General features: G+C 71.7%; 26 protein-coding genes and 1 pseudogene. 15 read left to right on the forward strand and 12 right to left on the reverse strand.

The window, feature by feature from the left end:
• Nucleotides 1-198 precede the first annotated feature (198 nt).
• On the forward strand, nt 199-1707 hold the full coding sequence (locus NCCP_RS15250) for a M4 family metallopeptidase (RefSeq protein WP_149956532.1): 1509 nt from the start codon (nt 199-201) through the stop codon (nt 1705-1707).
• 113 nt (nt 1708-1820) lie between these two features.
• Nucleotides 1821-3461, forward strand: coding sequence for a phosphoglucomutase (alpha-D-glucose-1,6-bisphosphate-dependent) (gene pgm / locus NCCP_RS06990; protein WP_149956533.1), 1641 nt, complete (start codon nt 1821-1823; stop codon nt 3459-3461).
• Between the two features lie 260 nt (nt 3462-3721).
• On the opposite strand, the gene NCCP_RS06995 is transcribed toward pgm, so the two are convergent.
• Together NCCP_RS06995 and NCCP_RS07000 are read right to left on the reverse strand one after the other, a co-directional pair.
• Nucleotides 3722-4276: an NAD(P)H-dependent oxidoreductase gene (locus NCCP_RS06995; RefSeq protein ID WP_149956534.1), complete on the reverse strand. Its 555-nt coding sequence runs from the start codon at nt 4274-4276 to the stop codon at nt 3722-3724.
• Nucleotides 4277-4447: 171 nt separating this feature from the next.
• The gene (locus NCCP_RS07000) at nt 4448-5905 is read right to left on the reverse strand and encodes an aldehyde dehydrogenase family protein (protein ID WP_149956535.1); all 1458 of its coding nucleotides are present in this window, start codon (nt 5903-5905) and stop codon (nt 4448-4450) included.
• Nucleotides 5906-6097: 192 nt separating this feature from the next.
• Here NCCP_RS07000 and thiM point away from each other — a divergent pair, with 192 nt between their 5' ends.
• The 5 genes from thiM (at nt 6098) to NCCP_RS07025 (ending at nt 11744) form a co-directional block, all read left to right on the forward strand.
• Nucleotides 6098-6937 carry a hydroxyethylthiazole kinase gene (thiM, locus tag NCCP_RS07005; protein ID WP_149956536.1) on the forward strand — a complete coding sequence of 280 codons (840 nt, stop codon included), beginning with the start codon at nt 6098-6100 and terminating at the stop codon, nt 6935-6937.
• Nucleotides 6934-7605, forward strand: coding sequence for a thiamine phosphate synthase (thiE, locus tag NCCP_RS07010; protein WP_225873733.1), 672 nt, complete (start codon nt 6934-6936; stop codon nt 7603-7605). Before thiM ends, thiE begins: the two co-directional genes overlap by 4 nt.
• Nucleotides 7602-9185 (forward strand): bifunctional hydroxymethylpyrimidine kinase/phosphomethylpyrimidine kinase, encoded by a 1584-nt coding sequence (gene thiD, locus NCCP_RS07015; protein ID WP_149956537.1) that lies wholly within the window; start codon nt 7602-7604, stop codon nt 9183-9185. The genes thiE and thiD overlap by 4 nt, the downstream gene beginning before the upstream one ends.
• Before the next feature lie 197 nt (nt 9186-9382).
• Nucleotides 9383-10702, forward strand: coding sequence for a uracil-xanthine permease family protein (locus NCCP_RS07020; protein ID WP_149956538.1), 1320 nt, complete (start codon nt 9383-9385; stop codon nt 10700-10702).
• A gap of 43 nt (nt 10703-10745) precedes the next feature.
• Entirely contained in the window at nt 10746-11744 is a 999-nt protein-coding gene (locus tag NCCP_RS07025; protein WP_149956539.1) for a hypothetical protein, read from the forward strand.
• A 21-nt stretch (nt 11745-11765) separates the two neighbouring features.
• On the opposite strand, the gene NCCP_RS07030 is transcribed toward NCCP_RS07025, so the two are convergent.
• Nucleotides 11766-12587 carry a glycerophosphodiester phosphodiesterase family protein gene (locus tag NCCP_RS07030; RefSeq protein WP_225873734.1) on the reverse strand — a complete coding sequence of 274 codons (822 nt, stop codon included), beginning with the start codon at nt 12585-12587 and terminating at the stop codon, nt 11766-11768.
• 34 nt (nt 12588-12621) lie between these two features.
• Here NCCP_RS07030 and NCCP_RS07035 point away from each other — a divergent pair, with 34 nt between their 5' ends.
• Nucleotides 12622-13311: a nitrilase-related carbon-nitrogen hydrolase gene (locus NCCP_RS07035; protein WP_149956541.1), complete on the forward strand. Its 690-nt coding sequence runs from the start codon at nt 12622-12624 to the stop codon at nt 13309-13311.
• Nucleotides 13312-13363: 52 nt separating this feature from the next.
• Here NCCP_RS07035 and NCCP_RS07040 read toward each other — a convergent pair whose 3' ends face one another.
• The 4 genes from NCCP_RS07040 to NCCP_RS07055 form a co-directional block, all read right to left on the reverse strand.
• Nucleotides 13364-14164 (reverse strand): HAD family hydrolase, encoded by an 801-nt coding sequence (locus tag NCCP_RS07040; protein WP_149956542.1) that lies wholly within the window; start codon nt 14162-14164, stop codon nt 13364-13366.
• Between the two features lie 69 nt (nt 14165-14233).
• Complete coding sequence (locus NCCP_RS07045; RefSeq protein WP_149956543.1) at nt 14234-15154, reverse strand: carbohydrate kinase family protein; 921 nt, start codon at nt 15152-15154, stop codon at nt 14234-14236.
• Nucleotides 15155-15291: 137 nt separating this feature from the next.
• On the reverse strand, nt 15292-16095 hold the full coding sequence (locus NCCP_RS07050; protein ID WP_149956544.1) for an enoyl-CoA hydratase/isomerase family protein: 804 nt from the start codon (nt 16093-16095) through the stop codon (nt 15292-15294).
• Nucleotides 16096-16241: 146 nt separating this feature from the next.
• Nucleotides 16242-17567, reverse strand: a complete 1326-nt coding sequence (locus NCCP_RS07055; protein ID WP_149956545.1) for a carboxylate--amine ligase — start codon at nt 17565-17567, stop codon at nt 16242-16244.
• A 142-nt stretch (nt 17568-17709) separates the two neighbouring features.
• On the opposite strand from NCCP_RS07055, the gene NCCP_RS07060 reads away from it, so the two are divergent.
• Nucleotides 17710-18156 (forward strand): SRPBCC family protein, encoded by a 447-nt coding sequence (locus tag NCCP_RS07060; protein ID WP_172627326.1) that lies wholly within the window; start codon nt 17710-17712, stop codon nt 18154-18156.
• Between the two features lie 7 nt (nt 18157-18163).
• On the opposite strand, the gene NCCP_RS07065 is transcribed toward NCCP_RS07060, so the two are convergent.
• A complete protein-coding gene (locus NCCP_RS07065) occupies nt 18164-18919 on the reverse strand; it encodes a substrate-binding domain-containing protein (RefSeq protein WP_149956547.1) in 756 nt (251 codons plus the stop codon).
• A gap of 65 nt (nt 18920-18984) precedes the next feature.
• On the opposite strand from NCCP_RS07065, the gene NCCP_RS07070 reads away from it, so the two are divergent.
• Entirely contained in the window at nt 18985-19359 is a 375-nt protein-coding gene (locus NCCP_RS07070) for a DUF5997 family protein (RefSeq protein WP_149956548.1), read from the forward strand.
• An 85-nt stretch (nt 19360-19444) separates the two neighbouring features.
• Nucleotides 19445-20650, forward strand: coding sequence for an MFS transporter (locus tag NCCP_RS07075; protein WP_149956549.1), 1206 nt, complete (start codon nt 19445-19447; stop codon nt 20648-20650).
• 128 nt (nt 20651-20778) lie between these two features.
• Here NCCP_RS07075 and NCCP_RS07080 read toward each other — a convergent pair whose 3' ends face one another.
• Nucleotides 20779-21207 (reverse strand): universal stress protein, encoded by a 429-nt coding sequence (locus NCCP_RS07080; RefSeq protein ID WP_149956550.1) that lies wholly within the window; start codon nt 21205-21207, stop codon nt 20779-20781.
• A gap of 38 nt (nt 21208-21245) precedes the next feature.
• Entirely contained in the window at nt 21246-21944 is a 699-nt protein-coding gene (locus tag NCCP_RS07085) for a dienelactone hydrolase family protein (protein ID WP_149956664.1), read from the reverse strand.
• 252 nt (nt 21945-22196) lie between these two features.
• Here NCCP_RS07085 and NCCP_RS07090 point away from each other — a divergent pair.
• A pseudogene (locus NCCP_RS07090) lies at nt 22197-22448 on the forward strand (aquaporin); the annotation flags it as partial.
• A 180-nt stretch (nt 22449-22628) separates the two neighbouring features.
• Nucleotides 22629-22865, forward strand: coding sequence for a hypothetical protein (locus NCCP_RS07095; protein WP_149956551.1), 237 nt, complete (start codon nt 22629-22631; stop codon nt 22863-22865).
• A gap of 15 nt (nt 22866-22880) precedes the next feature.
• Here the strand turns inward: NCCP_RS07095 and NCCP_RS07100 are convergent, their stop codons facing one another.
• Nucleotides 22881-23780 carry an endonuclease/exonuclease/phosphatase family protein gene (locus tag NCCP_RS07100; RefSeq protein WP_149956552.1) on the reverse strand — a complete coding sequence of 300 codons (900 nt, stop codon included), beginning with the start codon at nt 23778-23780 and terminating at the stop codon, nt 22881-22883.
• Nucleotides 23781-24258: 478 nt separating this feature from the next.
• On the opposite strand from NCCP_RS07100, the gene NCCP_RS07105 reads away from it, so the two are divergent.
• Complete coding sequence (locus NCCP_RS07105; RefSeq protein WP_149956553.1) at nt 24259-24942, forward strand: DUF6766 family protein; 684 nt, start codon at nt 24259-24261, stop codon at nt 24940-24942.
• Nucleotides 24943-25053: 111 nt separating this feature from the next.
• The gene (locus NCCP_RS07110; RefSeq protein WP_149956554.1) at nt 25054-25638 is read left to right on the forward strand and encodes a DUF2231 domain-containing protein; all 585 of its coding nucleotides are present in this window, start codon (nt 25054-25056) and stop codon (nt 25636-25638) included.
• A 192-nt stretch (nt 25639-25830) separates the two neighbouring features.
• On the opposite strand, the gene NCCP_RS15100 is transcribed toward NCCP_RS07110, so the two are convergent.
• Nucleotides 25831-26335, reverse strand: a 505-nt coding sequence (locus tag NCCP_RS15100; protein ID WP_216364674.1) for an LPXTG cell wall anchor domain-containing protein, incomplete at its 5' end; no start/stop codon positions are given.

Consider the following 26335-nt stretch of genomic DNA (forward strand, 5'->3'; position numbering starts at 1 on the left):
GGGCCCCGGCCGGGCGCAGCGAGGTTGGGGAGGGGCCGACGACGCTAGGCGCCGAGGGGCCCCGGCCGAGCGCAGCGAGGTTGGGGAGGGGCCGACGACGCTAGGCGCCGAGGGGCCCCGGCCGAGCGCAGCAGGGCGGGGGAAGGTGTTCGGCAGGCTCCCACCCAATGTTCAGGAACGGCTGGTTGGGTAGAAGCCATGGAACCGCTCCCCCACCGCCAGGTTGTCCCCATCCATCTGTTGGAGCACCTGGCCGCCTGCGACAGCCTCGGTCCGGCTCCCACGCGGCTGTCCCCGAACCTGCCGGAACGGGGCCTGCCGGAAACGGACCTGCCCGAACCGGCCCGCCCGGGTCCGGCAGGGCAGTTCACCCCAGCGGAGCGCAGCCGGATCGCCGAGGCCGCGCGGCGCACGCTGCTGCTGGACCGGGCACTGCGCCACGGCCCTCTGGAGACTCCCGTGGAGACCACAGAGCCCCCGCTTCCCGGCGGCGCCCACGGTCCCGTCCGGGTGGTGTCGGATGCGGCGCATTCCGAGTTCCTGCCCGGCACCACGGTCCGCACCGGGGCCGGACGGTCCCCGGAAGAGGAGCATGCCGGCCTTTCGCTCAGCGAGGCCTGCCCGGAGGCGGCGGAGCGGGCCTTCGAGGCCCTCGGGGCCGCCCGGGACTGCCTCTCAGACATGGCCCGGATCGTGGACGGACTCGAGGCACTCAAAACTTTTTCGGCCGGCCCGGCCGCGGCCGGGCCGGGGGCCACCGTGGATCCGTGGGCGGTTGCGGATCCGTGGGCGGTTGCCGGTCCATGGGCCGCCTCCCCTTTCCCGGGCGGCGAAGTGTCCCCTATCGGCGAAAAGGCACTCGAGCGGGCCGTGGGCCGGCTGCCCCTGCAGGCGACGGTCCGCTTCGGCAACGGCTACCAGAACGCCTTCCGGGCGGGCACCGCCGTCGTGCTCGGCGAGGGCGACGGATTGGTGTTCGGATGCCTGGCCGCCTCCCCCGGCGTGGTGGGGCACGCCCTGGCGCACGGACTGCTGCGCCATGCCGGCACTGCTGAAGCGGGGCCTCCATACGGCGGTGCCCGCCACGAAGTCGGCACCGGGCACGGATCCGGCACGGGAGGTGAATCCGGCACGGCATATGGTTCCGGCGTCGGGCACGACGGCGGCCAGCCGGGCGCGCTGCGCGTCTCCTTCGCGGACGTGGTGGGGGTGCTGGTGGAGCAGCACGCTGCCGGGCACACCGCGGACCAGGCCTCGTGGCTGCTGGGCGAGGGCCTGTTCACCGACCGCGTCGGGGCGCGGGCCCTGCGGTCCCTGGCCGCACCCGGCACCGCCTACAACGACCCGCTGATGGGCCGGGACCTCCAGCCGGACCACATGGACGGCTACCTCGAAGCCGTCGCCGGGCACGGCGCCCACCTGAACGCCGGCATCCCCAACCGGGCCTTCCATCTGGCCGCGACCGCGCTGGGCGGGTACGCCTGGGAACGCGCCGGCGCCATCTGGCTCGCCGCGGCCCTGTCCCGACCGCTGCCCGCGGATGCCGGCTTCGCCCTGTTCGCCCGGCGGACCGTGCACGAGGCCGGACGGCTGTTCGGGGCCAAGTCGACCGAACAGTCCGCCGTACGCGCGGCCTGGGCCGCCGTCGGCGTCCCGGCGGGGACCCGGACCGGCGCCGGACCCGCCCGGGCGGGGGCCGCCCTGTAACCCGCCCTCCCGGGGAGGGCAGCCAGGGCGGGCGCTTCCGCTGCGGGCGGACGCGCCGCGAAATGTTTACACACATCACACCGCGCATTGGCCGGGCATGCCAAGCTGTCCCCATGGCCGATAACCGTGCGGGCACCGTTGCCCTTCCCCAGGACCTGATCGACATCGACGCGGTGCGAGGCGCGTACTTCGACACCATCCCGGATCCGTCCGACCCCTCCCAGCGGGTCGCGTTCGGGACGTCGGGCCACCGCGGCACCTCGCTGAAGGGCTCTTTTAACGAGAACCACATCGCGGCGATCACGCAGGCGATCGTGGAGTACCGGGCCGGACAGGGCATTACCGGGCCGCTGTTCCTGGGCAAGGACACCCACCTGCTCTCCGGACCCGCCCAGGACACCGCCCTTGAGGTGCTGGCAGCCAACGGGGTGACGGTGCTCTGGGAGGCCGGCGGCGCCTACACCCCCACTCCGGCCGTCTCCTACGCCATCCTCAGCCACAACACCGAAACCCGCGGCGAGCCGCAGGCGGACGGCATCGTGGTCACCCCCAGCCACAACCCGCCCGCCGACGGCGGCTTCAAGTACAACCCCCCGCATGGCGGACCGGCGGACTCGGACGCCACCGGCTGGATCGCCGCCCGCGCCAACGAGCTGCTGGAGGCCGGGCTGAGCGGCGTCCGCCGCCTGCCGCTGGAGCGGGCGAAGGCGGCCGAAACGGTCCAGTCCTACGACTTCATGACCCCCTACGTCGAGGACCTGCCCTCCGTGCTGAACATCGCGGCCATCCGCAACGCCGGCGTGCGCATTGGCGCCGACCCGATGGGCGGGGCCTCGGTGGATTACTGGGGCCGCATCGGCGAGGTCCACGGGCTGGACCTGACCGTGGTGAATTCCAGCGTGGACCCGCGCTGGGCCTTCATGACCCTGGACTGGGACGGCAAGATCCGCATGGACTGCTCCTCCCCCGCGGCCATGGCCTCGCTGATCGCCCAGCGCGAGAAGTTCGACATCGCTACCGGCAACGACGCCGACGCGGACCGCCACGGCATCGTCACCCCGGATGCCGGGCTGATGAACCCCAACCACTACCTCTCCGTGGCGATCGACTACCTCTACCGCCACCGGCCGGGATGGCCGGCCGGTGCCGGGGTCGGCAAGACCCTGGTCAGCTCGTCGATGATCGACCGCGTCGCGGCGGGCCTGGGCCGCAAGCTGGTGGAAGTCCCGGTCGGGTTCAAATGGTTCGTGCCGGGCCTGCTCGACGGCAGCGGGGTCTTCGGCGGGGAGGAATCCGCCGGCGCCAGCTTCGTGCGCCTCGACGGCAGCCCGTGGTCCACGGACAAGGACGGAATCCTGCTGGCGCTGCTGGCCTCGGAGATCCAGGCCGTCACCGGGTCCTCCCCCAGCACGCTCTACGCCGGGCTGACCGCGAAGTACGGGGCGCCGTCGTACGCCCGCATTGACGCCGCGGCCACCCGGGAGCAGAAGGCCGCGCTGGCGAAGCTCTCCGCCGCCGACGTGACCGCCACCTCGCTCGCCGGCGAGCCGATCACCGCCAAGCTCACCACGGCCCCGGGCAACGGGGCCCCGATCGGCGGACTGAAAGTGACCACCGAGAACGCCTGGTTCGCGGCGCGCCCGTCCGGCACCGAGGACGTGTACAAGATCTACGCCGAGTCCTTCAAGGGGCCGGACCACCTGGCCCAGGTGCAGGCCGAGGCCAGGGAACTGGTGGATTCGGTCATCGCATAGCCAAACGCGTCTTCGCGCAGCTAAATGCACGGCGCAGCCAAACGCACGGCGCAGCCAAACGCACGGCCCCGAAAAGTGGGGTCCGTGCGGCAGCGCGCCGGGAGGCTCGGCCGGGCCCGAGCATTAGGCCGGGGCATTAAAAGGCCGAGGGGCCCCGGAACGGCGGGGTCCCTCGGCGCTGGTGGTCCGGAGCCGGCGTGCGGCCGGCTCCGGACCGGCGACGCCGCCCGCAGGCGGCGTGTTCCTGGTGGCCGCTAAACCTAGTTGGCCTCGGCGGCAACCTGGATCGACTTCAGGACGCCGGCAACCTGGCCGGCGACCTCGGCGTCGTCCTTCGCGTGGGTCTCGGCGAAGCGGACCACGGAGTTCGGGATGGACAGCTTGGCATCCTCGACCAGCTTGGCGCCGGCGATCTCGAGGGCCTTGCGGGCCTCGTCCTGGGCCCACACGCCGCCGAACTGGCCGAAGGCGGTGCCGATGACGGCGGCCGGCTTGTTGGAAGTGGCGCCGGCGCCGTACGGGCGGGACAGCCAGTCGATGGCGTTCTTGAGCACGGCCGGCATGGTGCCGTTGTACTCCGGGGAAACCAGCAGCAGGGCGTCGGCGGCACCGGCGGCGGCGCGCAGCTCGGCGGCGGCGGCCGGAACCTGGCCCTCGACGTCGATGTCCTCGTTGTAGAACGGGAGGTTCTCGAGGCCCTCGTAGACGTTCACGTCGACGCCCTCGGGGGCGTTGGCGACGGCAGCCTCGGCCAGCTGCTTGTTGGTGGAACCGCTGCGGAGGGATCCGACGAGGGTGAGGACGTTCGTAGCCATGAGTGCTCCTTGGGGTGCAATCGGGGTTCAACCAGTGCCGCGGGCGACTCCGGTTGATCTTTCAATTGATACAACTGCATACATCCCCGGAGTGTTCCCCCCTCCGCTGTGAGGCTGGACACAGGGCGTGCCGCCCGCGTCCGCAAGGCCGGCGCGGGGCTGCCCCTGCGGCTACATCAGGCGCCCGATGAGCTTGGTCTTGGCCCAGTTGTAGGGCGGGTAGACCGCCTGCAGGGTGTCGATCACCGCCGTCTTGGAGAGCACCGGGCGCATCTGGCTGAGCCGCTCGAAGCCGTGCCGGCCGTGGTAGGAGCCCATGCCGGAGGCCCCGACGCCGCCAAACGGCAGCCCCGGAACCGCCACGTGGGCGTTGCAGATGTTGTGCCCGATCCCGCCCGCGCGCACCTGGTCCTCGAAGGCGGACTGCAGGCGCGGGTTCTCGCTGAACAGGTAGGCGGCCAGCGGAGTGGGCCGGGCATTGATGAAGCGCACCGCCTCGTCGAAGCTGTTGACCTTGATGACCGGCAGGATGGGACCGAAGATCTCCTCCCGCATCACCAGGCTCTCCGGGGCGACGTCCACGAGGAGGGTCGGTTCGATGAACCGGGCTGCGGGGTCGAAGGCCCCGCCGTGCGCCACGGTGCCCTCGTCCAGGTAGGAGACGAGCCGGTCGAAGTGGTTCCGGTCCACGATCCGGCCGTAGTCACGGCTCTTCGCGGCGTCCTTGCCGTAGAAGGAGGTGATGGCCTTGGCGAGGTGCTTGAGCACGGCCTCCCCGGAGGAGCCGACCGCCAGCAGGTAGTCGGGCGCGGTGCAGGTCTGTCCGGCGTTCATGAACTTGCCGTAGGCGATGCGCCGGGCCACCGAGGCGTGGTTCCCGTCGACGACGACCGCCGGGGACTTCCCGCCCAACTCCAGGGTGGTGGGGATCAGCTGGCGCGCGGCGGCCTCGGCCACGGCGCGGCCGCCGCGCTCCCCGCCGGTGTAGAAGATGTGGTCCCAGCGCTGTTCCAGCAGCGCCTGGGAAGTTTCCAGGCCGCCTTCGACCAGGGCGTAGGCGCGCTGGTCCAGGAACAGCGGCAGCAGCCTGGCCAGCAGGCCGGAGCAGGCCGGAGCCAGTTCGGAGGGCTTGAGCACGGCGCAGTTGCCGGAGGCAATGGCGGCGACCAGCGGCGCCAGCAGGAGCAGCACCGGGTAGTTCCACGGCCCGATGATGAGCACCAGTCCCAGCGGCTGCGGTTCGACCTTGGCGACCGCGGGCTGCAGGGCCAGCGGCACCCGCACGTGCTTGGCTTCCATCCATTCGCTCAGGTACAGCTGCGCGTGGTCGATCTCGCTGCGGACCAGGTCCAGTTCCGTCAGGCCTGCCTCCAGGGCGGACTTGCCCAGATCGGCGGCCAGCGCGTCGAGGAAATCCTGCCGGTGGGAGTCCACCATCCGCTCCAGCGCCTTCAGCTGGGAGGCGCGGAACCGGCGGGTGTGGGCCAGCCGGGAGTCGGCGCCGTCGCGCAGGTGGGCCACGACCTCCGCGATGTGCTTCTCGGCCGTCAGCGGCCCGCCGGTCTCGACCCCCGCGGCGGGGAGCCATTCGGGGTCGTTGGAAGCGGTGCCGGGCGGGAAGATGCTCATGGGTTGAGACCCTACTGGGAGCGCGCGGCGGCTGTCACGGCGGGCCCTGTCGGGGCGCGCCGAGTTGGGGCGCCCCGGGGCGCCGGGGTAGGCTCGCCGGCAGTGACACGGGGTGTCCCGGCCATCCGGCCCGGACTGAGATCACACCCGTACGCACCTGATCTAGCTAGCACTAGCGGAGGGATGTCGCTGATGGATTCCATTGCGCCTTCACACCTGTCCATGCCCGTTTCCGGCCCCGTTTCCGCGGAAGACCTGGGCGAAATCCTGACCCGGCTGCGCGCCGCGCAGCCCCTGGTCCAATGCCTGACCAACACGGTGGTCACCAACTTCACGGCCAACGCCCTGCTGGCCCTCGGGGCCGCGCCGGCCATGGTTGACGTGCCGGTGGAAGCCGATGAGTTCGCCCGCATCGCCTCCGGCGTCCTGGTCAACCTGGGCACGCCCCACGGCGAGCAGCGTGCGGGGATGCTCGAGGCCGCGCGTGCCGCCAACGCCGTGGGTACCCCCTGGGTCCTGGACCCGGTCGCCGTCGGCGCGCTCAGCGTGCGCACCGCGTTCGCCGGAAAGGCCATGGAGCTGCGCCCCGCCGTCGTGCGCGCCAACGCCTCCGAGGTGATCGCGCTGGCCGGCACCGGCGCGGGCGGACGGGGCGTGGACGCGACCGACGGCGTCGAGTCGGCCCGGGGCGCGGCCCTGGCGCTGGCGGCGCGCACCGGCGGAACAGTGGCCGTGTCCGGACCCGTGGACCTGGTGCTCGACGCCGGACGCGCCGTGCGCGTGCACGGCGGCAGCGCCCTGCTCACCAGGGTCACCGGCGGGGGCTGCTCCCTGGGCGCCGTCACCGCGGCGTTCGCCGCGGCGGCGGGGGACCCGTTTGCCGGGGCCGTAGCCGCCCACGCCATGTACGCGGTGGCCTCGGAGGCGGCCGCGGAACGCTGCTCCGGCCCGGGCACCTTCGCGCCCGCGTTCCTGGACGCCCTGGCCTCCACCACCCCGGAGGACCTCGCAAAGAAGGCGGTGCTGCGGTGAACCGGTTCGGGCACGGGAACATGGACCTCTCCGTCTACCTGGTCGCAGACTCGGGCAGCACGGCCGGACGCCCCCTGCCGCAGGTCGTGGCCGCTGCCGTCGAGGGCGGGGCCACCACGGTCCAGGTGCGCTGCAAGGACGTTCCCGCCCGGGACTTCCTCGCCGAGGTGCTTGCCTGCGCCGAGCACACCGCGGGCCGCGCGGCGCTGCTGGTGAACGACCGCGTGGACGTGTATCTGGCAGCCCGCGCCGCCGGCGCCGTCGTGGACGGGGTTCACATCGGGCAGTCGGACCTGCCGGCGGAGATGGTGCGGGCGCTGATCGGTCCCGAAGCGATCCTGGGGCTCAGCGCCAGCCGTCCCGAGGAACTTGCCGCCCTGGCCCGCCATCCGGAGGGCACCGTCAGCTACCTCGGCACCGGTGCCGTGCGCCCCACCCCCACCAAGAAGGACCACCCTGAGCCGCTGGGCTTCGCCGGGTTCGCCGCCTTCGCCGCCGCGGCACCGCTGCCGTGCGTGGCGATCGGCGGGGTGGGCCACGGCGACGCCGCCGAGGCCCGGGCCTCGGGAGCCGCCGGCCTGGCCGTGGTGCGCGCGGTCTGCGCCGCAGCGAATCCCGCCGCCGCCACCCGGTCGCTGGTGCGCGAGTGGGCGGAGGCCGGCGCATGAGCGGCCGTCCCGGCACCGGTCCGGAGGCTTCCGGCATCCCGAATGTGCTCAGCATCGCCGGATCCGACCCCTCCGGCGGCGCCGGCATCCAGGCCGACCTGAAGTCGATCGCCGCCTGCGGCGGCTACGGGATGGCCGCGATCACCGCGCTGACCGCCCAGAACACCCGCGGTGTCACCGGCGTGCACACCCCGCCGGCGGCGTTCCTGACCGAACAGCTGGAGTCCGTCGCGGCCGACGTGCGCCTGGACGCGGTGAAGATCGGCATGCTGGCCAACGTGGAGGTCATCCGCGCGGTGGGCGCCTGGCTGGAGGGGCTGCGCGCGCAGGCTTCCGCGGCCGGGTGCGGGGACGGCGGCGCGCGGCCGCCGGCGATCGTGCTGGATCCGGTGCTGGTGGCCACCAGCGGGGACCGGCTCTCCGGGTCCGGGTCCGTGGCGGCGCTGCGCCGGCTGCTGCCGCTGGTGGACCTGGCCACCCCGAACCTGCCTGAGCTGGCCGCGCTGTGCGGCCGGCCGGTGGCCACTGACTGGGCCGGGGCGCTGGAGCAGGCCCGGGAGCTTTCCGCCGGGTACGGCGTGCTGGTGCTGGCCAAGGGCGGGCACCTGGCCGGGAAGGAGTGCCCGGACGCGCTGGTGGGGCCGGAGGGGGTGCTGCTGGAGGTTCCCGGCGAGCGCGTGGACACGCCCAACACGCACGGGACCGGATGCTCGCTCTCCAGCGCGCTGGCGACGCTGTTCGCGCGCACCGGGGACTGGGCGCGCGCTTTGGTGCTGGCCAAGGCCTGGCTGCGCGGGGCGCTGGAAGCGTCCGGGCAGCTGGAGGTCGGCGGCGGACACGGTCCGGTGCACCACTTCGCGGCACTGTGGTCCGGGGCCGGGGTGCCCCGGGAAGAAGCGTCCCTGGACACTTGGTGGAACGGGATCGCCGACCTGCGCGAATCCATTGACGGGCTGGGTTTCATCCGCCAGCTGCGGGAGGGGACCCTGGCCCGGGCGGACTTCGAGCATTACCTGGCGCAGGACGCCCTGTACCTGCAGACCTACGGGCGGGTGCTCTCCCAGGCGTCCGCGCTGGCCCCGGACCTGGCCGCGCAGCGGTTCTGGGCCCAAAGCGCCCACGGCTGCATGGTCAGCGAGCGGACACTGCACCAGGGCCGGCTGGAGCTGGCGGACGGGGCACTGCCGGCGGTGGTCCCCTCCGCCACGACCACCGGGTACCTGAACCACCTGCAGGCGGCGGCTGCGTCCGGCTCCTACCCGGTGCTGGCCGCCGCCCTGCTGCCGTGCTTCTGGCTCTACCGGGACATTGGGGCGCGGCTGGCGGCGGGGAACCGGCCGGACCACCCCTACGCGGACTGGCTGGCCATGTACTCCTCCCCCGAGTTCGACGAGGCCACGCGCCAGGCGATCGGCTGGGTCCAGGCCGCCGCCAACACCGCCCGGCCGGCGGAGCTGGCGGCCATGCGCACCGCGTTCCGCGAGTCCTCCCGGTGGGAGCTGGAGTTCTTCGACCAGCGCCCGGAGGCGGCCACCCGCGCCGCGGTCCCGGGGCCCGCGACAGCCGCCAGGGGCTCGTAGGGGGCCGGCGGAGCTGTCGCCGGGGACAGCCGAGCGCGGCCGAAGGCACCGGCGCTGCGTGTGGGCCCCGCCACCGGCATCCCCACGGGGGCGGGGCCCGGAGTAGGATGCTCCCCGGGCACTGGCCGGGCGCATGTGACGGCCGCCCCTTCCGTTCCGTGCGCGGCGATGCGCCCTCCCTTTCGCGAAAGGTCCCCATGAGCAACCCCCTCGGCTTCGGCTGGAAGATCCACGGCGATGGCAGGACGATCCGCCCCGGCACGGTCGTGGCCCCCGACGAGCGGCTGAACTGGCTGCAGACCACCGGCGTCGGGGTCCAGCACGTGATGGCGATGTTTGGCGCCACCGTCCTGGTCCCGGCCCTGACCGGCTTCCCGGCCACCACCACGCTGCTGTTCTCCGGCATCGGCACGCTGCTGTTCCTGATGGTCACCGGCGGGCGGGTGCCCAGCTACCTCGGGTCCTCCTTCGCCTTTTTGGCCCCGGTGGGTGCCGCCACCGCCACCCATGGCATGTCCGGTGCGCTCGGCGGCATCCTGGCCGCCGGCGTGGCGCTGTTCGCGGTGGGCGCGATCGTGCAGAAGTCCGGCGTGGGCTGGATCCACGCGCTGATGCCGCCGGTGGTGATGGGCACCATCGTCGCGCTGATCGGCCTGAACCTGGCCTCCGCGACGGCGTCGGCCATGCACCAGGTCCCGCTGACCACCTTCGCCACGGTGGCCGCCGTCGTCGTCTCCGCCGTGCTGTTCAAGGGCATGCTCGGACGGCTGTCCATCCTGGTGGGCATCGTGGTGGGCTACCTGGTGGCGCTGGCGCAGGGCCAGGTGGACTTCTCCAAGGTCTCCGAAGCCGGTTGGCTGGGCGCCCCGGCCTTCACCTCCCCGACCTTCCACGCGGACGTGCTGCCGCTGTTCCTGCCCGTGGTGTTCGTGCTGATTGCCGAGAACATCGGCCACGTCAAGACCGTGGCGCTGATGACCGGCCGCGACCTGGACCACGTCAATGGCCGCGCGCTGATGGCCGACGGCGCCGCCACCATCCTCGCCGGTGCCGGCGGCGGCTCGGGCACCACCACCTACGCCGAGAACATCGGCGTCATGGCCTCCTCCCGCGTGTACTCCACCGCCGCCTACTGGGTGGCCGGCGGGGCCGCGATCCTGCTGGCGTTCTTCCCGAAGGTCGGCGCGGTGATCAACACCATCCCGATGGGCGTCTCCGGCGGTGCGGGGATCGTGCTGTACGGCATGATCGGCATCATGGGCGCGCGCCTGTGGGTGCAGAACAAGGTCGACTTCTCCAACCCGATCAACCTGATGACCGCGGGATCGGGCCTGATCGTGGCGATCGCGCTGATTGAACCGCTGGACTTTGGCGGCCTGCAGTTCGGCGGCATTGCGATGGGGACCGCGCTCACGCTGGCCGTCTTCCACCTGATGCGCGTGATCGCCCGCGCACGGGGCACCGAACCGACCGACGCGCCGGAGGACGAGGGCGCCGCGCCCTCCAAGCTGGGCTGACCCTCCGGATCCTGCCCGCCTCCGGGGGCCTTAGGATGGGGGCGTGGCGGAGTGGAACCAGGAATGGACAACCGACAAATGGATGGCCGAGGTCCAGGAGTGGGTCTCGATGGTCCTCGGCTCCTACGAGATTGCCCAGCGCGGTCCGCTTGAGCCGGGCAGGGCCCGGCTCTGGGCCGCGCGGGTCACCGTCAACACCGACCATGGGCGGCTCTACTTCAAGGCCAACAACCCCGGCCAGATCGCCGAGGCCGCCGTCACCGCCACCGCGGCCAAGCTCGCCCCCGACCAGCTGGTGATGCCGCTGGCGATCGAACCGGTGCGCGGCTGGATGCTGTCCCCGGACTACGGGGACACGCTGGCCACGCTCCCGGCGACCGACTACCAGCTGTGGGCGCGGATGGTGCGTGACTTCGCCCGCGTCCAGCGCGACCTGCTGCCGTTCGGGGACACGCTCTTCGACCACGGGCTGCTGCAGCTGGATCCGGCGTGGCTGCCCTCTCACATCGACGACCAGCTGCTGCTGCACGCCTCGATGCCCCCGCAGCACCCGCTGCACCTTCCCGAGCGCGACGCCGAGGAACTGCACCGGGGCCTGGGCGCGGCCCGCGAGATGTGCGCGGCGCTGGCCGCCGGACCGGTCCCGTTGAGCCTGGTCCACCACGAGCTGACCCGCGCCCACACCTTCATCCCCGCGGCACCGGACGATCCGCTGCGCTTCCTGAGCCTGTCCGGGGCCTACTGGGCGCACCCGTTCTCGGTGCTGGGCCCGCCGCTGCGGGAAATGTGCCGGTTGTTCCGCACCACCGGGGACGATGCCCGGGTGCGCCGGGTGGTGGCCGCCTACCTGGAGCAGTGGTCCGACTACGGCACCGTGGAGGAGCTGCGCCCGCTGGTGGAACCGGCCCTGCGCGCGGGACGGATGCAGGAGCACGACCTCTGGATGCGCATCCTGGCCGGGGCCTCCGACGCCGACGTGGAGCGCTACGCGCCGGAGGCGCTGGCGCCCCTGGCGGGGCTGGTTCGGCCGGGACTGGAGTAGGGGCAGGCCGGAGCAGGGGCCCTACCGCGGTGGCCTCTGTGGCCAGTGCCCGCGCTCGGCCATGGCTTCGGCCAGCAGGTCGGCCCGGTCCGTCATCACGCCGTCGACGCCCAGGTCCAGCAGCCTGCGCATCCGGTCCGGATCATTGACCACCCACACGTGCACGTGCAGCCCGCGCCGGTGGGCCCGGCGCACGAACCCCGCAGTGGCCACGGGTATGGGGCCCTTGCGCACCGGCACCTGGAGCGCGTCGACCGCGCGCAGCAGCGGACCGATCCCGCCCAGGAGCCCCACCGGCCCCAGCAGCGCCGCCAGGGCCACTGTCGGGACGGATGCTCCCAGCGCGGCCGGCCTCGCCAGCGCCCGCCGCGCACTGGCGAGGCGGCGGGCGGAGAAGGAGCTCACCAGCACCCGGTCATAGGCATCCGCGGCCTCGATGTGCCGGGCCAGCAGGGCGGCTCCCGCCTGGTCCTTGACGTCCACGTTCAGCCGGATGTCCGGCCATTCGCCGAGGAGTTCGGCGAAGGTGGGGATGCGTCCGCGTCCGGCAACGCGCAACCGGCGCAGTTCGGCGTAGGTATGGTCCGCGACCCGCCCGATGCCGTCGGTGGCCCGGTCCAGGCGCTCGTCGTGGAAGACCACCAGGACGCCGTCCCGGGTGGTGCGGACGTCGGTTTCGAGGTACCGGTACCCGAGGCCGACGGCGGCGCGGAACGCTGCCATGGTGTTTTCGTCGCCGTCCGGGGCGAAGCCGCGGTGGGCGAAGGCCAGCGGCCGGCCGGCCGGTGTGCCGTCGGTATGATCGTGCAGGTAGGCGGCCCCGCGATCGCGCGCGCCGTTCACCTTCCCGATTTTACCGCTGCGAGGAGCTGCCTCCATGGATCCCGTGCTGGCCCGCGGCCTGCCTTCCCCCGACCCGCGGGAGAACCTGGCGACCATCCGGGACTGGGCGGCCGCGGCGGCGGGGGCCGGGTCCACGCTGCTGGCCACCCCGGAACTGTTCTGCTCCGCCTCCAGCACCATGCCCGGCGGCTGGCTGCGGGCCCGGCTGGCCCACATAGCCAAAACGGAACGCATCGCCGTGGCCGCGTCCACCCCGGAGCAGGACGGCGAACTGACATATGTCTCGGCAAGCATATGGGACGCCAGGGGGGCCCTCGTGGCCCACGTGCGCAAGGTACGCCCCTCCGGCGCGCAACTGGACGCCGGATTCACCGGCTGGGATGGACCTCCTGCGCCGGTGGACATGAGGGGGCTGCTGCACCCTGCCCGGCACCCGGAGGCGGGCCTGTGGGCACTGGCCCTGGGCGAGGACGCCCGCATTCCGGAGCTGCGCCGGCACCTGGCCGGGATGGGAGCCCGCGCGGTCCTCAGGCTGCTTCCGGGAGCCACCGTCCTGGAACCCCTTGAGGCCCCGCAGGCATGGGCCCCCACGCGCACGGGCGTCCCGTTCCCCCAGGCCGGCCCCCTCCCCGAGCCCCTGCTGAACCCGTTGCCGCGCCGGTTTGCCCGCTGGCAGGCCCCGCAGGACGGCCCGGCCGGCACCCCGCGCGCGTACGGCTCCTGACCGCGGCAGAAGGTCCCCGGCAGAAGGTCCCCGGCCGGGCCGGGGCGCCCGGCTAGAGGCCCAGCAGTTCCTCGATGACCCGGGCGACGCCGTCCTCCTCCACGGTGCGGGCCACCGCGAAGGCCGCCGCCTGGGCCAGCGGGTGGCCCGATCCCATCGCGTAGCCGCGGCCGGCCCAGGCCAGCATCTCGACGTCGTTGGGCATGTCCCCGAAGGCTGCGACATCCTCGGCCGCGATGCCCAGTTCGGCGGCATAGGCTTCCAGCGCCACGGACTTGTTGACCTCCGGATGGGCCATCTCCACCAGGGAGACGTTGTAGGTCGAGTGCGTCACCGAGAGCAGGCTGCCCACCGCCGGGGTGACCTGCTGGAAGAACTCATCCGGGGTCAGGATGTGGGACTTGGCCAGAAACTTCACCACGCCCTCGGCGTGCAGCAGCCGGTGGTCCAGCGGCCCGGGAACCACCGAGTCCACCAGCGAACCGAGCGGTTCGCGCACGAAGTCGGACTCGAGGTGGAGGCCGTGCAGGGTTTCGGCGGCGAAGCGGGCTGCGGGCTCGATCCCGAGGATGATCCGCCGGACTTCCCGAAGCGCGGCGATGTCGACGGTCTTTGATTTGAGGATCCGCCCGGCTTCGAGGTCGTAGACCAGGGCTCCATTGGAGCAGATCACGGTGCCCAGGTGCCCGAAGGCTTCGCGGACGGACTCAAGCCAGCGGAACGGACGGCCGGTGACGAAGACCACGTGGATCCCGGCCTCGCGGGCGGTCCGGAAGGCCTTCACCGTGCGGTCGGAGATCGTCCCGTCCGCACGGATGACGGTCCCGTCGAGGTCGCTCGCAATCAATCGCACCCCTGAATTGTACGGGCGATCGCCGGACGCCGGCCGGGGTCGCCGGCCAGGGTTGCTGGCCGGGGCCTCCTAGTGGTCGGGGATCTCGTGGCGGGAGGGCGGGTTGGCCCCGGCGCGGGAAACAGTCACCGCGGCGGCGCGGGCCGCGTGGGCGAGGAGCTCGGCCAGTTGGCCCGGGCTCATCCGGTGCAGCTCCTCACGCCGCGCGGCACCGACCAGCTCACGGTCCACCAGCGCCGAGAGCAGCGCGGCCATGAAGGAATCACCCGCCCCAACGGTGTCCACGACGTCCACCACCGGCGCATCGGCCCGGGCGGGGCCGCGGGCCACCAGTCCCCAGGGGCCGCGGGAACCGTACGTTGCCACGACCATCGCCGGCCCCAGGGCCAGCCAGGCCCGCGCGGTCTCCTCGACCGTTCGCTCCGGGTAGAGCCACTCGAGGTCGCTGTCGCTGGCGCGCACCACGTCGCTGAGCTCAACGAAGCGTTCAACCTGCGCGACCGCCGCGGCATGGTCGCTCATGAAGGCCGGACGGATGTTCGGGTCGAAGGCGATGGTGGCGTGCGGGCGGGCCCGTCGCACGGCGTCGAGGACGGTGCTCGCTCCGGGTTCGAGGATCGCGGCGATGGAGCCGGTGTGGACCAGCTGGGCGTCGTCGAGGGCCTGCCCGCGCACGGCGCCAAACCCGGACAGGTCCCAGACCATGTCGAACTCGTAGGTGGCCGCGCCGACCGGATCGAGGTGTCCGCGGGCAGTGCTCGTGGGATAGGCATCCGGGGCCAGAACCTCAAGGACGCCGTTGGAACGCAGGTACTCATGGATCATCCGGCCGTATTCGTCGTCGCCGTACCGGCCCACGAACGTCACCGGATGGCCCAGCCGGGCCAGGCCCACGGCCACATTCATCGGGCTGCCGCCCACATAGGTTTCGGGTGCTGAAATGCCGCCCGAGAGTACATCCACAAGGGCTTCACCAATGACTGCCAGCACTCCACAAACCTTTACCTAGGCATTGACGCGGTTGCGCCAAATATACCCCCTAGGAGGCGGGCTCCAATGCCCCAAGGTCCTTCCCACCACGGAAAACCCGCCGCATGCCGCGGATTTTTGACGGTGCCGGGCGGGGTTCAGCGGCCCGGGAAAACCGGGGCCCGCTTCTCGACGAACGCCTTGCGGCCCACCACGCTGTCCTCGGTTCCGAAGGCCTCGCGGAAGCTGCGCACCTCTTCGTCCAGCCCGTCCTCCACGCCCAGGTCGGCAATCGCGTTCAGGGCCCGCTTGGCGTTGGCGACGGCGGTCGGGGCCTTTCCGGCGATCTCTGCCACAGTCGCCCTGGCGCCTTCCAGCAGGGACGGAACGTCCGCGAAGACGGCATTGACCAAGCCGATCCGGTGCGCCTCGGCGGCGGTGATGCGCCGGCCGGTGTAGATCAGTTCGCGGGCCATGCCGATTCCGACGCGGCGCTGGAGGCGGACGGACCCGCCGAACCCCGGAACCAGCCCCAAGGCGACCTCCGGCTGCCCGAAGCTGGCGTTCGCGGACGCGTAGATGAAGTCGCAGGCCATGGCCAGTTCGCAGCCGCCGCCCAGCGCGAACCCGTTCACCGCCGCGATGACCGGCACCGGAAGCGCCTCCAGCCGCAGGGTCACCTGCTGCATCCGCCGCCCGTAGACCTCGGCCGTGTCCGGGTCCATCGCGGACATCTCCACGATGTCCGCTCCGGCCACGAAGGACTTCTCCCCCGCCCCTGTCAGCACGACCCCCCGCACCGGCCAGCCCTCATCCAGCCCGGCAAGCACCCCGGTGAGCTCCCACAGGTCCTCCACCACCTGGCCGGCGAGGGCGTTCAGGGCGGCCGGCCGGTCCACCGTCACCAGCAGGACGGCCCCGTCCTGTTCCACGCGCAGGGTCTTGTACGTGCCCCAGTCCATGTTGGCTCCTTTGCGGTTCGGCAGGTCTTCCGCCCCCAGCATGCCACCTCTGTGTCCTGGGACACGGCAGCACGCGGCGGGCACCGCGATTGTCCCCATGGCTGGCGCTGTCGCTGGCGCCGCCGCGGGCGCCCCCAGAGATGCGGTCAGGCCTGGCGGGGCGGGAACTGGCGGAACTTGCGGAACTGGTTCAGCGCGTTCAGGGCCAGGTAGACCAGCCGGCGCGGGTGGCGTTCGGCTTTGTAGAGCAACGGGTTGGAGACCTTTTTCTCCGTCATCAGGCGCAGCGCCTTGGACCCTACGGGACCGCGGGCGTGGCGGCGCAGCAGGGGCAGCGGCAGCACCGTGTACAGCCACTGGGTGCGCAGCACCTCGATTCCCTCAAGCCCTTCAGCCCCGGCCAGGCCCTCGCTCAGCCACGCGCCGGAGTCAGGCTCCCCGCCCGGCCGCGCGCCGGCGTCGTACTCCCCGCCGAGGTATTCGCGCACGTAGAACCGGGCCGCGTTGCGGCCGGCGGCGGTGAGGTAGTAGTGGTTGCGGCCCAGCCGGGGGTTCAGCTCGAAGAACTTCACAATGCCGTCGCGCGGGTCCAGCTTCGCGTCGAACATCGCGAACCCGGTCCACCCCAGATGGTCCAGGATGCGCCGGCCCTGCGCGATCACCTCCGGCTCCACCGCGGTGACGATGCCCGCCGAGTTGCCCAGCACCAGCGGCGCGTGCTCCTCCACGACCACCTCGCCGTAGGCCGCGAAACGGACCAGGCCGTCCCCGCCGCTGAAGAAGGTGCACAGGCGCATGTTGGTGTCCCCGCCGGGCACCAGCTCCTGGAGGATGAACGCCTCGCGGTAGCCGGAGCCGGAGATGCGCTCCAGCAGGTCGGCCAGCTCGGCGGGGCCGTCGAGGGTGTGGACCTTCTGCTTGCCCGGGAACTTGGCGTGCACCCAGGCGGAGCTGTCCGCAGGCTTGCCGATCAGCGGGAACGGGAGCTCTTCGGGCACCTGCCAGTCCCCTGCCGCGTGGGCGGCCATGTCCACGGCCAGCGTCCGCGGATGGGGCACCCCGAGTTCCGCACACAGGTCATAGAAGTTCTGCTTCAGCGCCGCCTGCTCCATCTTCTCCAGCGGCACGTAGGGGATCGTGTACCACTGCTCCAGGTCCGCGCGGCGGCGGGCGAGCAGCATGACCTGCAGGTCCAGCGAGCCGCAGAGCAGCAGCGGGCGCGGGTTGGCGCCGCCGGCGGTCAGGTCGCGGGCGATTTCCTGCAGGTGCGCCACCACGGCGTCGTCGTCCACCATGGTGCCGGCGGGACGCACGTCAATGGCGACGGAGTGCTCCAGCACGCCGTTGGAGGCGGCCGGCACGGCGACGCTGACGGCGCCGTACGCCTCGTGGAACTCCCGCGCCAGCGAGTAGGTTCCAATGTCGCCGCCAAGGATGACGGGCACGAAGGGTTGGGTCTGGGGAACACGCATGTACTCCAAATTACCGGTTTTGGGCACGGCACCGGACGCACGGGGCGGTGCCGTTCGGTTCCGGTTTGTGCCCGGCCGCGCACTGGGGGATGATGCGGCGTGGACGACGCGCCCCGCCCGGGGCGCACCGGGAGGCAGGCGCATGTTCGACGTCAGGGCAGAGACCGTGGTGCGGCGGCCGCAGGCGGAAGTTGCGGCCTTCTGCGCCGACCCGGAGAACGGCCCGCGCTGGCGCAGCGGATTGGCCACCGTCCGCACCATCAGCCCCGGCCGGATAGTGGCGGGGTCGCTCTTCGAGGTCGGCGGACGGATTTTGGGCAGGACGCGCGCCTGCACCTACCAGGTCATCGCGCACGAACCGGGCCGGCGGCTGGTGGTGCGCACCGGGACCCCGTTTGCGCTGGAGACCACCTACCTGTGGGAGGGCGAGGGCCCTGAGGCGACCCGGATGGTGCTGCGCACCACGGGGCAACCGCGCGGGCTGGCCCGGCTTACCGCCGCGGCGAAGGGGCGGGCGCTGCGCCGGGAGATAGTGAAGGACCTGCGCCGGCTGGCGATCGTGCTGGAGTTCGGCGGCGCGGGCAGGTAGGGGCCGGTCAGCGCTTTCCGCGCTTGGAACCGCCGGATTTCCCGGGCTTGCCCGGCTTGCCGCGGGACCCCTGGGCGGCGCCCCTGGCCCCCGGCTTCTGGGACCTTTGGCCGGCCTTGGGATCGGACCCCTGGCGCTTTTTCCGGGCGGCCGCGGCATCGGTCTGCTGGCGCTCCTGCACGGAGGGCTGGCGCGAGGAGTTGGCTGCACGCCCGCGGACGATCCCGATGAACTCCTCGATCTCCGGGTTCTCCGGGTCGTCTCCCTGCGGCCTGGCCCACGCCAGGCCGATCCGGGTGCTCGGCGCCCCCTCCAGGACCCGGTAGACCACGTCCTTGCGGTGGTACAGACGGGCCAGCGACATCGGAAGGACCAGCAGGCCGGCACCGGTGCCGACCACCTCCAGCGCCATCTTCGCTCCGCCGGCCTGCGCGTAGTCGTCCAGGTCCAGGAAATTGGCCCCGGACAGGTCATCCAGCGGAACGGCGTCGTCGTAGAGCTCGACGTCATGGTCCTTGGGGGCGCAGACCACGGGGAGCTCCTCGTAGAGCGGGATCACGTGGGTGGCGGCGCTGGCGGGGGAGGTCCCGTCCGGGAAGCGCACGAACACCAGGTCGGCGTCCCCGGAGGCGATCAGCCCCAGCGGGTCGCCGCCTTCGTACACGGAGGCCTCCAAAGGGCGCTCCGGATAGCGGTCGCGCCAACGGTCCAGCCATTTGCCCGGCGTAACGCCCGGGACAAAGGCGATCTTGAGTCCTGCCACGGGCCCAGCTTAGTACCCGGCGGGAGGGTCCGGCTCCGGAGGCGGCTACCGGTACGCTTGATGGCATGACGCAGAAGACCCCGCAGACCATGAAGCCGGCGACGGCCGCCAAGAAGCTCGGCATCTACCTTCCCGCCGCGCCTGCGGAGTTCCAGGAAAACCCGGTCTCCCGGGAGGCCCTCAATGAGCTGATGACCAACCCGCCGCAGTGGCTGCAGGACCTGCGCCAAAACGGCCCGCACCCGCGCCCCATCGTGGCCCAGAAACTGAATGTCTCCATCTCAGGGCTGGCCCGCGCCGGCATCACCGAGGCGCTGACCACCGCGGAGATCGAGGCCCTGATGGCCGACCGCCCGGAGTGGCTCCAGGCCGAGCGCGCCTCCATGGCCGCGGTCCGCGCCGAGGAGAAGCGCATCAAGGAACAGCAGGCCAAGCCGTAGCGGAACTGCGGGCAGGGGGCGGGACGCAGCACAACCGCGCCCGCCAATTCGCTGCCCGTCCGGGGCATGGACCAGACTGTGAGCCATGCCCCACCACCGCCGCCTGTGGCTGCCCGCCGGCCTGTCCCTGACCCTGGTCGGGTGGGGAGCCAACCAGTTTGCCTCCCTGTTGGCGATGTACCGGCAGGAGTACGGCTTCTCCGAGCTCGCCGTGACCGGCATGCTCGGCATCTACGTGGCGGGTTTGGTTCCCGCCCTGCTGCTGGGCGGCCCGTTCTCCGACGCCGCCGGACGCAAGCCGGTGGCGCTGGGGGGCATCGCCCTGTCCGTGGTGGCCAGCGCCGCGATGCTCTTCGGCACCCTCAGCCCCGTCCCGCTGTTCGCCGGGCGCCTGCTGGCCGGCATTGCCACGGGCATGGCAATGGCCGCCACCACCAGCTGGATCAAGGAACTCTCGCAGGCTCCGTGGGAAGGGCATGCCCAGATCGGGGCGGGGGCCCGGCGCGCCTCGCTGTTCTCCGCCGGGGGCTTCTGGCTTGGCCCCGTGGCCGCCGGCCTGCTGGCCAACTGGGCGCCCGCCCCGGCGACGCTGCCCTACCTGCTGCACATGGCCCTGTGCGTCCCGATGGGGCTGGTCGCGCTGCGCCTGCCGGAGACCCGCGCCCGCGGGGAACGCCTGGGGTTGCGCGCCCGGCTCATCTCCTCCTCGGGCGGGCATCCGCGGTTCCGCCGGGTGGTCGCCCCGGCCGCGCCATGGGCTTTCGCTTCGGGAACCATCGGCTTCGCGCTGGTCCCGGCGCTGCTGACCAACCTGGGGGAGGCCCGCCTGCTCTACACCACCGCGGCGGCGGCACTGACACTGGGGGCCGGCGTGCTGATCCAGCCGCTCGCCCGGCGCCTCGACGATCCCGGCTCCGCCCGCGCGGTCCTGACCGCCCTGGCCACCACCGCCGCCGGCCTGGTGCTGGCGCTGCTGACCGGGCTGGTGTTGGACCCGCGGCTCGGGCTGCTCGCCTCCCTGGTGCTGGGGGCGGGGTATGGGCTGATGCTGGTGTCGGGGCTGCTGGAAACCCAGCGCCTCGCCCCGCCCGCCGAACTGGGCGCCCTGACCGGGTACTACTACACCCTGACCTACCTGGGCTTCCTGGCCCCGACGGTGGTGGCGCTGTTCGCGCAGTGGTTCCCGATGCTGTCCCTGGTCGGCGCCGCGCTGCTGCTGTGCCTGGCCTCCGGGGCCGGCGTCGCGCGGAATTCGCGCAGGCACCTTCCGGGGGCGGCCCGGCCCGCCTGAGTTCCGCTTGCTGGCCTGGCCCTGATTACCCGCCCCGCCCCCTGGCTTCGGGGGACACGACGACGGCGGGTCCGGTTCCGCAGGGAACCGGACCCGCCGTCGTCGTGCCGGCCGCGGCCGGGAGGCAGCTAGGAGGTCTTGGCGATCAGGACGTCGCAGGGGGCATGGTGCGCCACCGAGGTGGCGACGCTGCCGAGCAGGCGGCCCAGGCCCTTCATGCCGACGTTACCCACCACGATCATTTGGGCGCCGGAGCGCTCGGCCTCCTCCACCAGCGCGTCCTGCGGCTTGCCCAGGGCAGCCACCGGGGTGATCTCCAGCCCCGGGTAGTCCTGGCGCAACAGCTCCGCGGAGTGCTCGGCGAGCTTGAGCGCCTGCTCGGCGTCGTCCATGACCCACGTGTCCCTGCCGATGCGCACGACTTCCGTGTTGTCCGTCGCGTGGGCGGTTACGACGGCCAACCCCACGCCGAGCCCTTGGGCGATGCTGGCCGCGCGCTGCGCGGCTTTCTGGGCGGTGTCGCTGCCGTCGACCCCGACGAGCACGATTCCTGCCATGGTTGCCTCCTGTGTTGGTGGTGCGGACGGGTCCGCTGTTACTTGACCTTGTCCTTGAGGAACGCTACCGCGCGTTCCCACGCCAGCTTCGCCGCCTCGGGCTTGTAGTTGCCGGCCGGGTTTTCATCGTTGTGGAACGCGTGCCCGGCGTCGTAATAGAAGTACTCCACCTCGGCACCGGACTCGCGGCGGATCTGCTGCTCCTGCCTGCGCGCTTCCGCCACCGGGTAGCCCTTGTCATGCTCGGCGTAGTGCCCCTGGATGGCGGCCTTGACGTGGGTGAATGAGTTGGGAACGGCCTGCCCGACGCCGTAGAACGGCACCGCCGCGGCAATCCTGTCCCCCTGCTGCTCGGCGAGCGCCAGCACGAAGCCTCCCCCCATGCAGAACCCGATGGCGCCGAGCCGCTCGCTGGTGACGGCCTCCAGCCCCAACAGGTAGTCCACGGCACCGGCCAGCAGGCGGGCGCCCTCTTCGGCGGGCAGCTGGGCCATCATCCTGGCAGCCTCCGCTCCGTCGTGGGCCACCCAGCCGCCGTAGAGGTCCGGCGCCAGCGCGACAAATCCCTCCGCGGCCAGGCGGTCGGCGACGTCGCGGATGTGGTCCGCGATCCCCCACCATTCCTGGACGACGATCACGCCCGGGCCGGAACCGGATGCGGGCAGGGCCAGGTAGCCGTGGGCTTCGCCCTGGGCCGAGGGAAAGGTGACGTTCTGGTGCGGGGTCTTCAACGGCATGGTCGTGCCCTCCTGGGTGGGTGCTTCGGTATCTGCTTCCGTCACGTGCGGGTTTTCCGTAGGCAAGTTTAGGGGCACCCGGAACGGGCGGGGGCCCGGACCACGCCTGGAATGGCTTCCGGGAACCGGTGACACCTGCCCCGGAAGCCTGCACCGCAGGATCGGCCCCGCATCCACGCAGCACCGCCCCCATGCAGCACCACGCCAAAGGAGCATCATCATGGACACCCCTCCACCGCTTCTCGGCCGGCGGCCGAAGGCGGCTTCGCTCCAATCGCGATCGGGCTGTCCCTGACCCTGATCCACCTGATCTCCATTCCGGTCACCAACACGTCCGTAAACCCGGCGCGCTCGCTGGGCGTCGCCTGGTTCGCAGGCCCGGAGGCCCTGGGCCAGGTGTGGCTGTTCATCCTGGCGCCGCTGGCCGGTGCGGCGATTGCCGGTGCCACCTACAGGGCACTCTTCCCGCCGCCCGGCGCGGAGGAGCTTGCCTCCGCAAGTTAAGGCGCACGGCGGCACGGAGACACGGTGGAACCGGGGCGCGGGAGCCCAACCAGGCCCAGGCCCCTGACCCGCGGCGTTCCGCGTGGGATGATGTACGGAGGGACCGGCGCGGGGACGCGTCCCGGGGGTTTCGACGTCGGCTGCCTCCGGACGGGGCGCCGCTAGCGAGGAGCTGGGCCCATGACCGAGGCGCCCCATGCGCCCAAGCTGCCCGAGGGGTTTACCTGGGATTCCCCGCTGGGCCGGGCCCTGCTTCACGCCGGCGCCGAGCTCGGCGTCGACCGGCGCGACATTGCGATGTGGCTGCGCTACGGCCGGACCCCCGCCCTGCCCCCGCCCCACCGCCCCGGGGCTTTCCTGCACCGGCCCGATCTGGTGATTGAGGCGTTCCACGGGCACTTTGGGATCGTTTGGTAGCCGGGCCCGCGGGAGCTACAGAGTCACGAGCGCCTGGACGGCTGCGTGGTCGGAAGGCCAGCGGCCGGCATCGTTCCAGGTGTTGATGGCTGCCTGGTGGACGCTGACGTCGGGGCTGGTGAGGATCCAGTCGATGACCTTCGCGCCCTCCACCGGAGGACCGTAGTCGGTGAACGTTCCCCAACCCGGGGTCAGGCGCTTTCCGGCGGTCTCCCACGCGTTGGCGAACGGTCCGTCGTCGACAAGCCGGGTGTAGGAGGCCGAGGCATCGGCCAGGTCGTTGAAGTCGCCCATGACCACCAGCGGCAGGTCTGCGAAGCGGTCCGCCAGCGTAACCAGCAGTTCTGCGCTCTTGATCCGGGCGGGTTCGGACTCGTGGTCGAAGTGCGTGTTCGCGGCGACAAACTGCGCGCCGGTAGCGCGGTCCGCGAAGCGGCCCCACGTAACGATGCGCGGCACCGAGTTGCCCCAGCTACGCGATGCGACGACCTCCGGGGTGGAGGACAGCCACCACTGCTGCCATTCGAGGACCTCAAGGCGGCGGGAGTCGTAGAAGACCGCCGAATACTCGCCCACGCTGCGGCCCTCGCGCCCAAAGCCGATCATCCGGTACCCCTCGGGCAGGCCGCGCCGGATGGCCGCCAGCTGCCCAAAGTCCGCCTCCTGGATCCCCAGCAGGGTGGGCTGTTCGAGGCCAAGGAATTCCTGTACCAGGGGGGCCCGCTCCGGCCAGTGGTCGGGATGCCCGGGCACCGTTCCGGACACCACGCAACGGACGTTGAAACTCATGACGTGCAGGTCCCGGCCCCTGGCAGGGCCGATGAGGGCTCCGCCCCGGGAGGCCGCGCCGGCGGAATCGGACAGAGGGGTGGTGGAGGGCGTGCGGCTGAGCAAAGCGTGGCGGCTCTTGTCCATGGGTCCTCTTTCCGGACCAGCGGTCCGGGTCGACGGTTGCGATGGGAGGGGCGCTTCTGGCCGCTGCGGGACCGGCCGGTGCCAGCCTGGCAAAACACGGTGAACGGCTGGCCGTGGCCCGGTGAACGGCGGCGGAGAACCACGTTACAGGGCATTTCTGGACGCTTGGGGGGCGCAGCGGCGGCAGCAAAGGCCCTGCCGCGGAGGCCACTTTTCGGGGGTGACCGGTAGGGATCGTCATCCGACCATGAGGTGTGACTTTGGGAAAGTCCCCACAGAATGTGATGCAGATTACACTGCATGCGGCGTGTCGTCTCCCGCCCCGGCACGGGTGTCGCGGCGGGGCGGGCGCCGGGCAGAGCCTTACGTTCCCCGCCACGAGGGTCTAGGTTGGGGCCATGAAAGTCGTCTTCAGTCTTTGGATGGCCCTCATCGCAGGGGGTCTGGTGTACATGATTGCCATCGGGATGGCGGGACGATGAAGAGCCAAAGCGGGATCCGGCAGCACGCCCTCAGCCTCCTGTTCGCCGCCCTGTTCCTAGGGGCGCTGGCCGGACAGTCCTTTGCCGGCCTGGCCGCCTACAACGAGGAGCAAATTTCCCACGGGCAGGCGCCGGCCACCTACGGGGAGTTCGTGACGTCCTCTGCGTTTGTGGTGGACGTGGCCGAGAACTGGCAGTCGGAGTACCTGCAGTTCTTCCTGTTCATCATTGCGACCATCTGGTTCGTCCAAAAAGGGTCTCCGGAGTCGAAGAAGCCCGGTGACGAGGGGACCGGAACGGACGAGGAACAACGGGTCGGACCCCACGCCCGTCCGGACTCCCCCCGCTGGGCCGGGGCCAGCGGGTGGCGCCGCACCCTCTACTCCAACTCCCTGCTGCTGGTCATGGGAGCCATCTTCGTGCTGTCCTGGTGGGCCCAGTCGCTCGCCGGCCTGGTGGTGTACAACGAGGAGCAGGCAGAGCACGGCCAGCAGGCGCTGGACTGGACGGAATATGTGATGTCAGCCGATTTCTGGAACCGCACCCTCCAAAACTGGCAGTCGGAGTTCCTCGCCGTGGGCAGCATGGTGGTGCTGTCCATCTACCTGCGCCAGCGCGGTTCCGCAGAGTCCAAGCCGGTGGGCCTTCCCCACCGCACCACCGCGATCGAAAGCGAATAGGCCCGTTCCACAGGCCGGCGCGCCGGGGAATGTGATCCAGGGCTGTGGCAAGATGGGCGCGCCCGCCCGATCCCTGTACACCCGCGCCGGGCCGGCGTAGCCTCAACGATTGTGAGCGAAGCGCCGCGGCCGCAGCGGCTGGTTCAGGCAGTAGGCTGGAGCCCCCTCTCCGATCGGGTGGCTTCCGCCCAGGAGTTCGTCTATGGACCGGTAATTGGTTGGGCACGGCGCAGTCCGTTCCACGCCGGCGTCCTGGGCCACTCACTGCATCCTCCCCTCACCGACCTGACGATGGGATGCTGGATCAGTGCATCCATCCTCGACGTTGCCGGGGGTTCCCCGGCACGTCCCGGTGCCATGCTCCTGGTCGGGGCCGGACTGGCTGCGGCGGGGCCGACCGCCCTCGCGGGCACCGGCGACTGGGCGGAAATGACCGGCGCCGAGCGCCGGATCGGCGCGGTGCATGCACTGGGTGCCGATGCCGCCGTCTTCCTTTTCCTCGGTTCCCTGGTCGCGCGGATGCGCGGCCACCACTCTCTCGGCGCGGGGCTCGGCCTGGCGGGGAACGCCATCATGGCAGGGGCAGGATTCCTGGGCGGGCACCTGGCGCTCGTTCGCGGCACCGCACGCCGGACCACTGCCGCAATCCAAGGAACCCCTCGTCCTGCGCGCCAGCCAGGGCGGACAACCTCCTAAAACCAGAGGGACCCGCCGATAACGAAGGGCAGCACGGCCAGGAGAAGCGCACGGTACCCAACCCACTCCCCCATGGCTGGCTCCCCTTCAAAAGCACCGGGATGTTGAACCTGGAACGCCATCCGGTTGTCCGGAGGACAAAACAGCGGGTCCGCCGGATAACCGGCGGACCCGCTGTCAGTCAGGGCGATGCTACTGGGCCGAACCGCGAATGCGTCGGGCCCCAATCAGGACCCCGGCGGCTGCCAGCAGCACCCCGCCGGCCAGCAGCCACGGGCCGGCGTTGATGCCGGTGGCCGCCAGGGAGTACTCCCCAGCGCCGGGGGCATCAGCGGCGGAGCCATCGCCGTCCCCGTGGCCGGTCGCGTCCTCATCCGCGCCGTCGTCGCCGGACTTGTCCTCGGATTCGGGCAGGACAACGGGGGCCGCTTTCACAGTGAGGGGCGTGTTGACGGTCCGGTTGGAAGTGGTGTCGACGGCGGCGATGGTGCGGGCGCCGGCGGTGGTGCTGACCGGGATGGTCGCGGTGTAGGTGAACGCGCCGAGGTCATCGACGGTGGCGGTGCCGAGGGCGGTGCCGTCCAGTTCGATGCGGACGGTGGCGTCCGGGGTGAAGTGGGCACCGGTCACGGTCACCTCGTCACCGGCGGTGACCTCGCCCGAAGACACCGTCACTGCGGGGGCCGCTTTCACAGTG

Source organism: Zafaria cholistanensis, assembly GCF_008580665.1.
GTDB lineage: Bacteria > Actinomycetota > Actinomycetes > Actinomycetales > Micrococcaceae > Zafaria > Zafaria cholistanensis.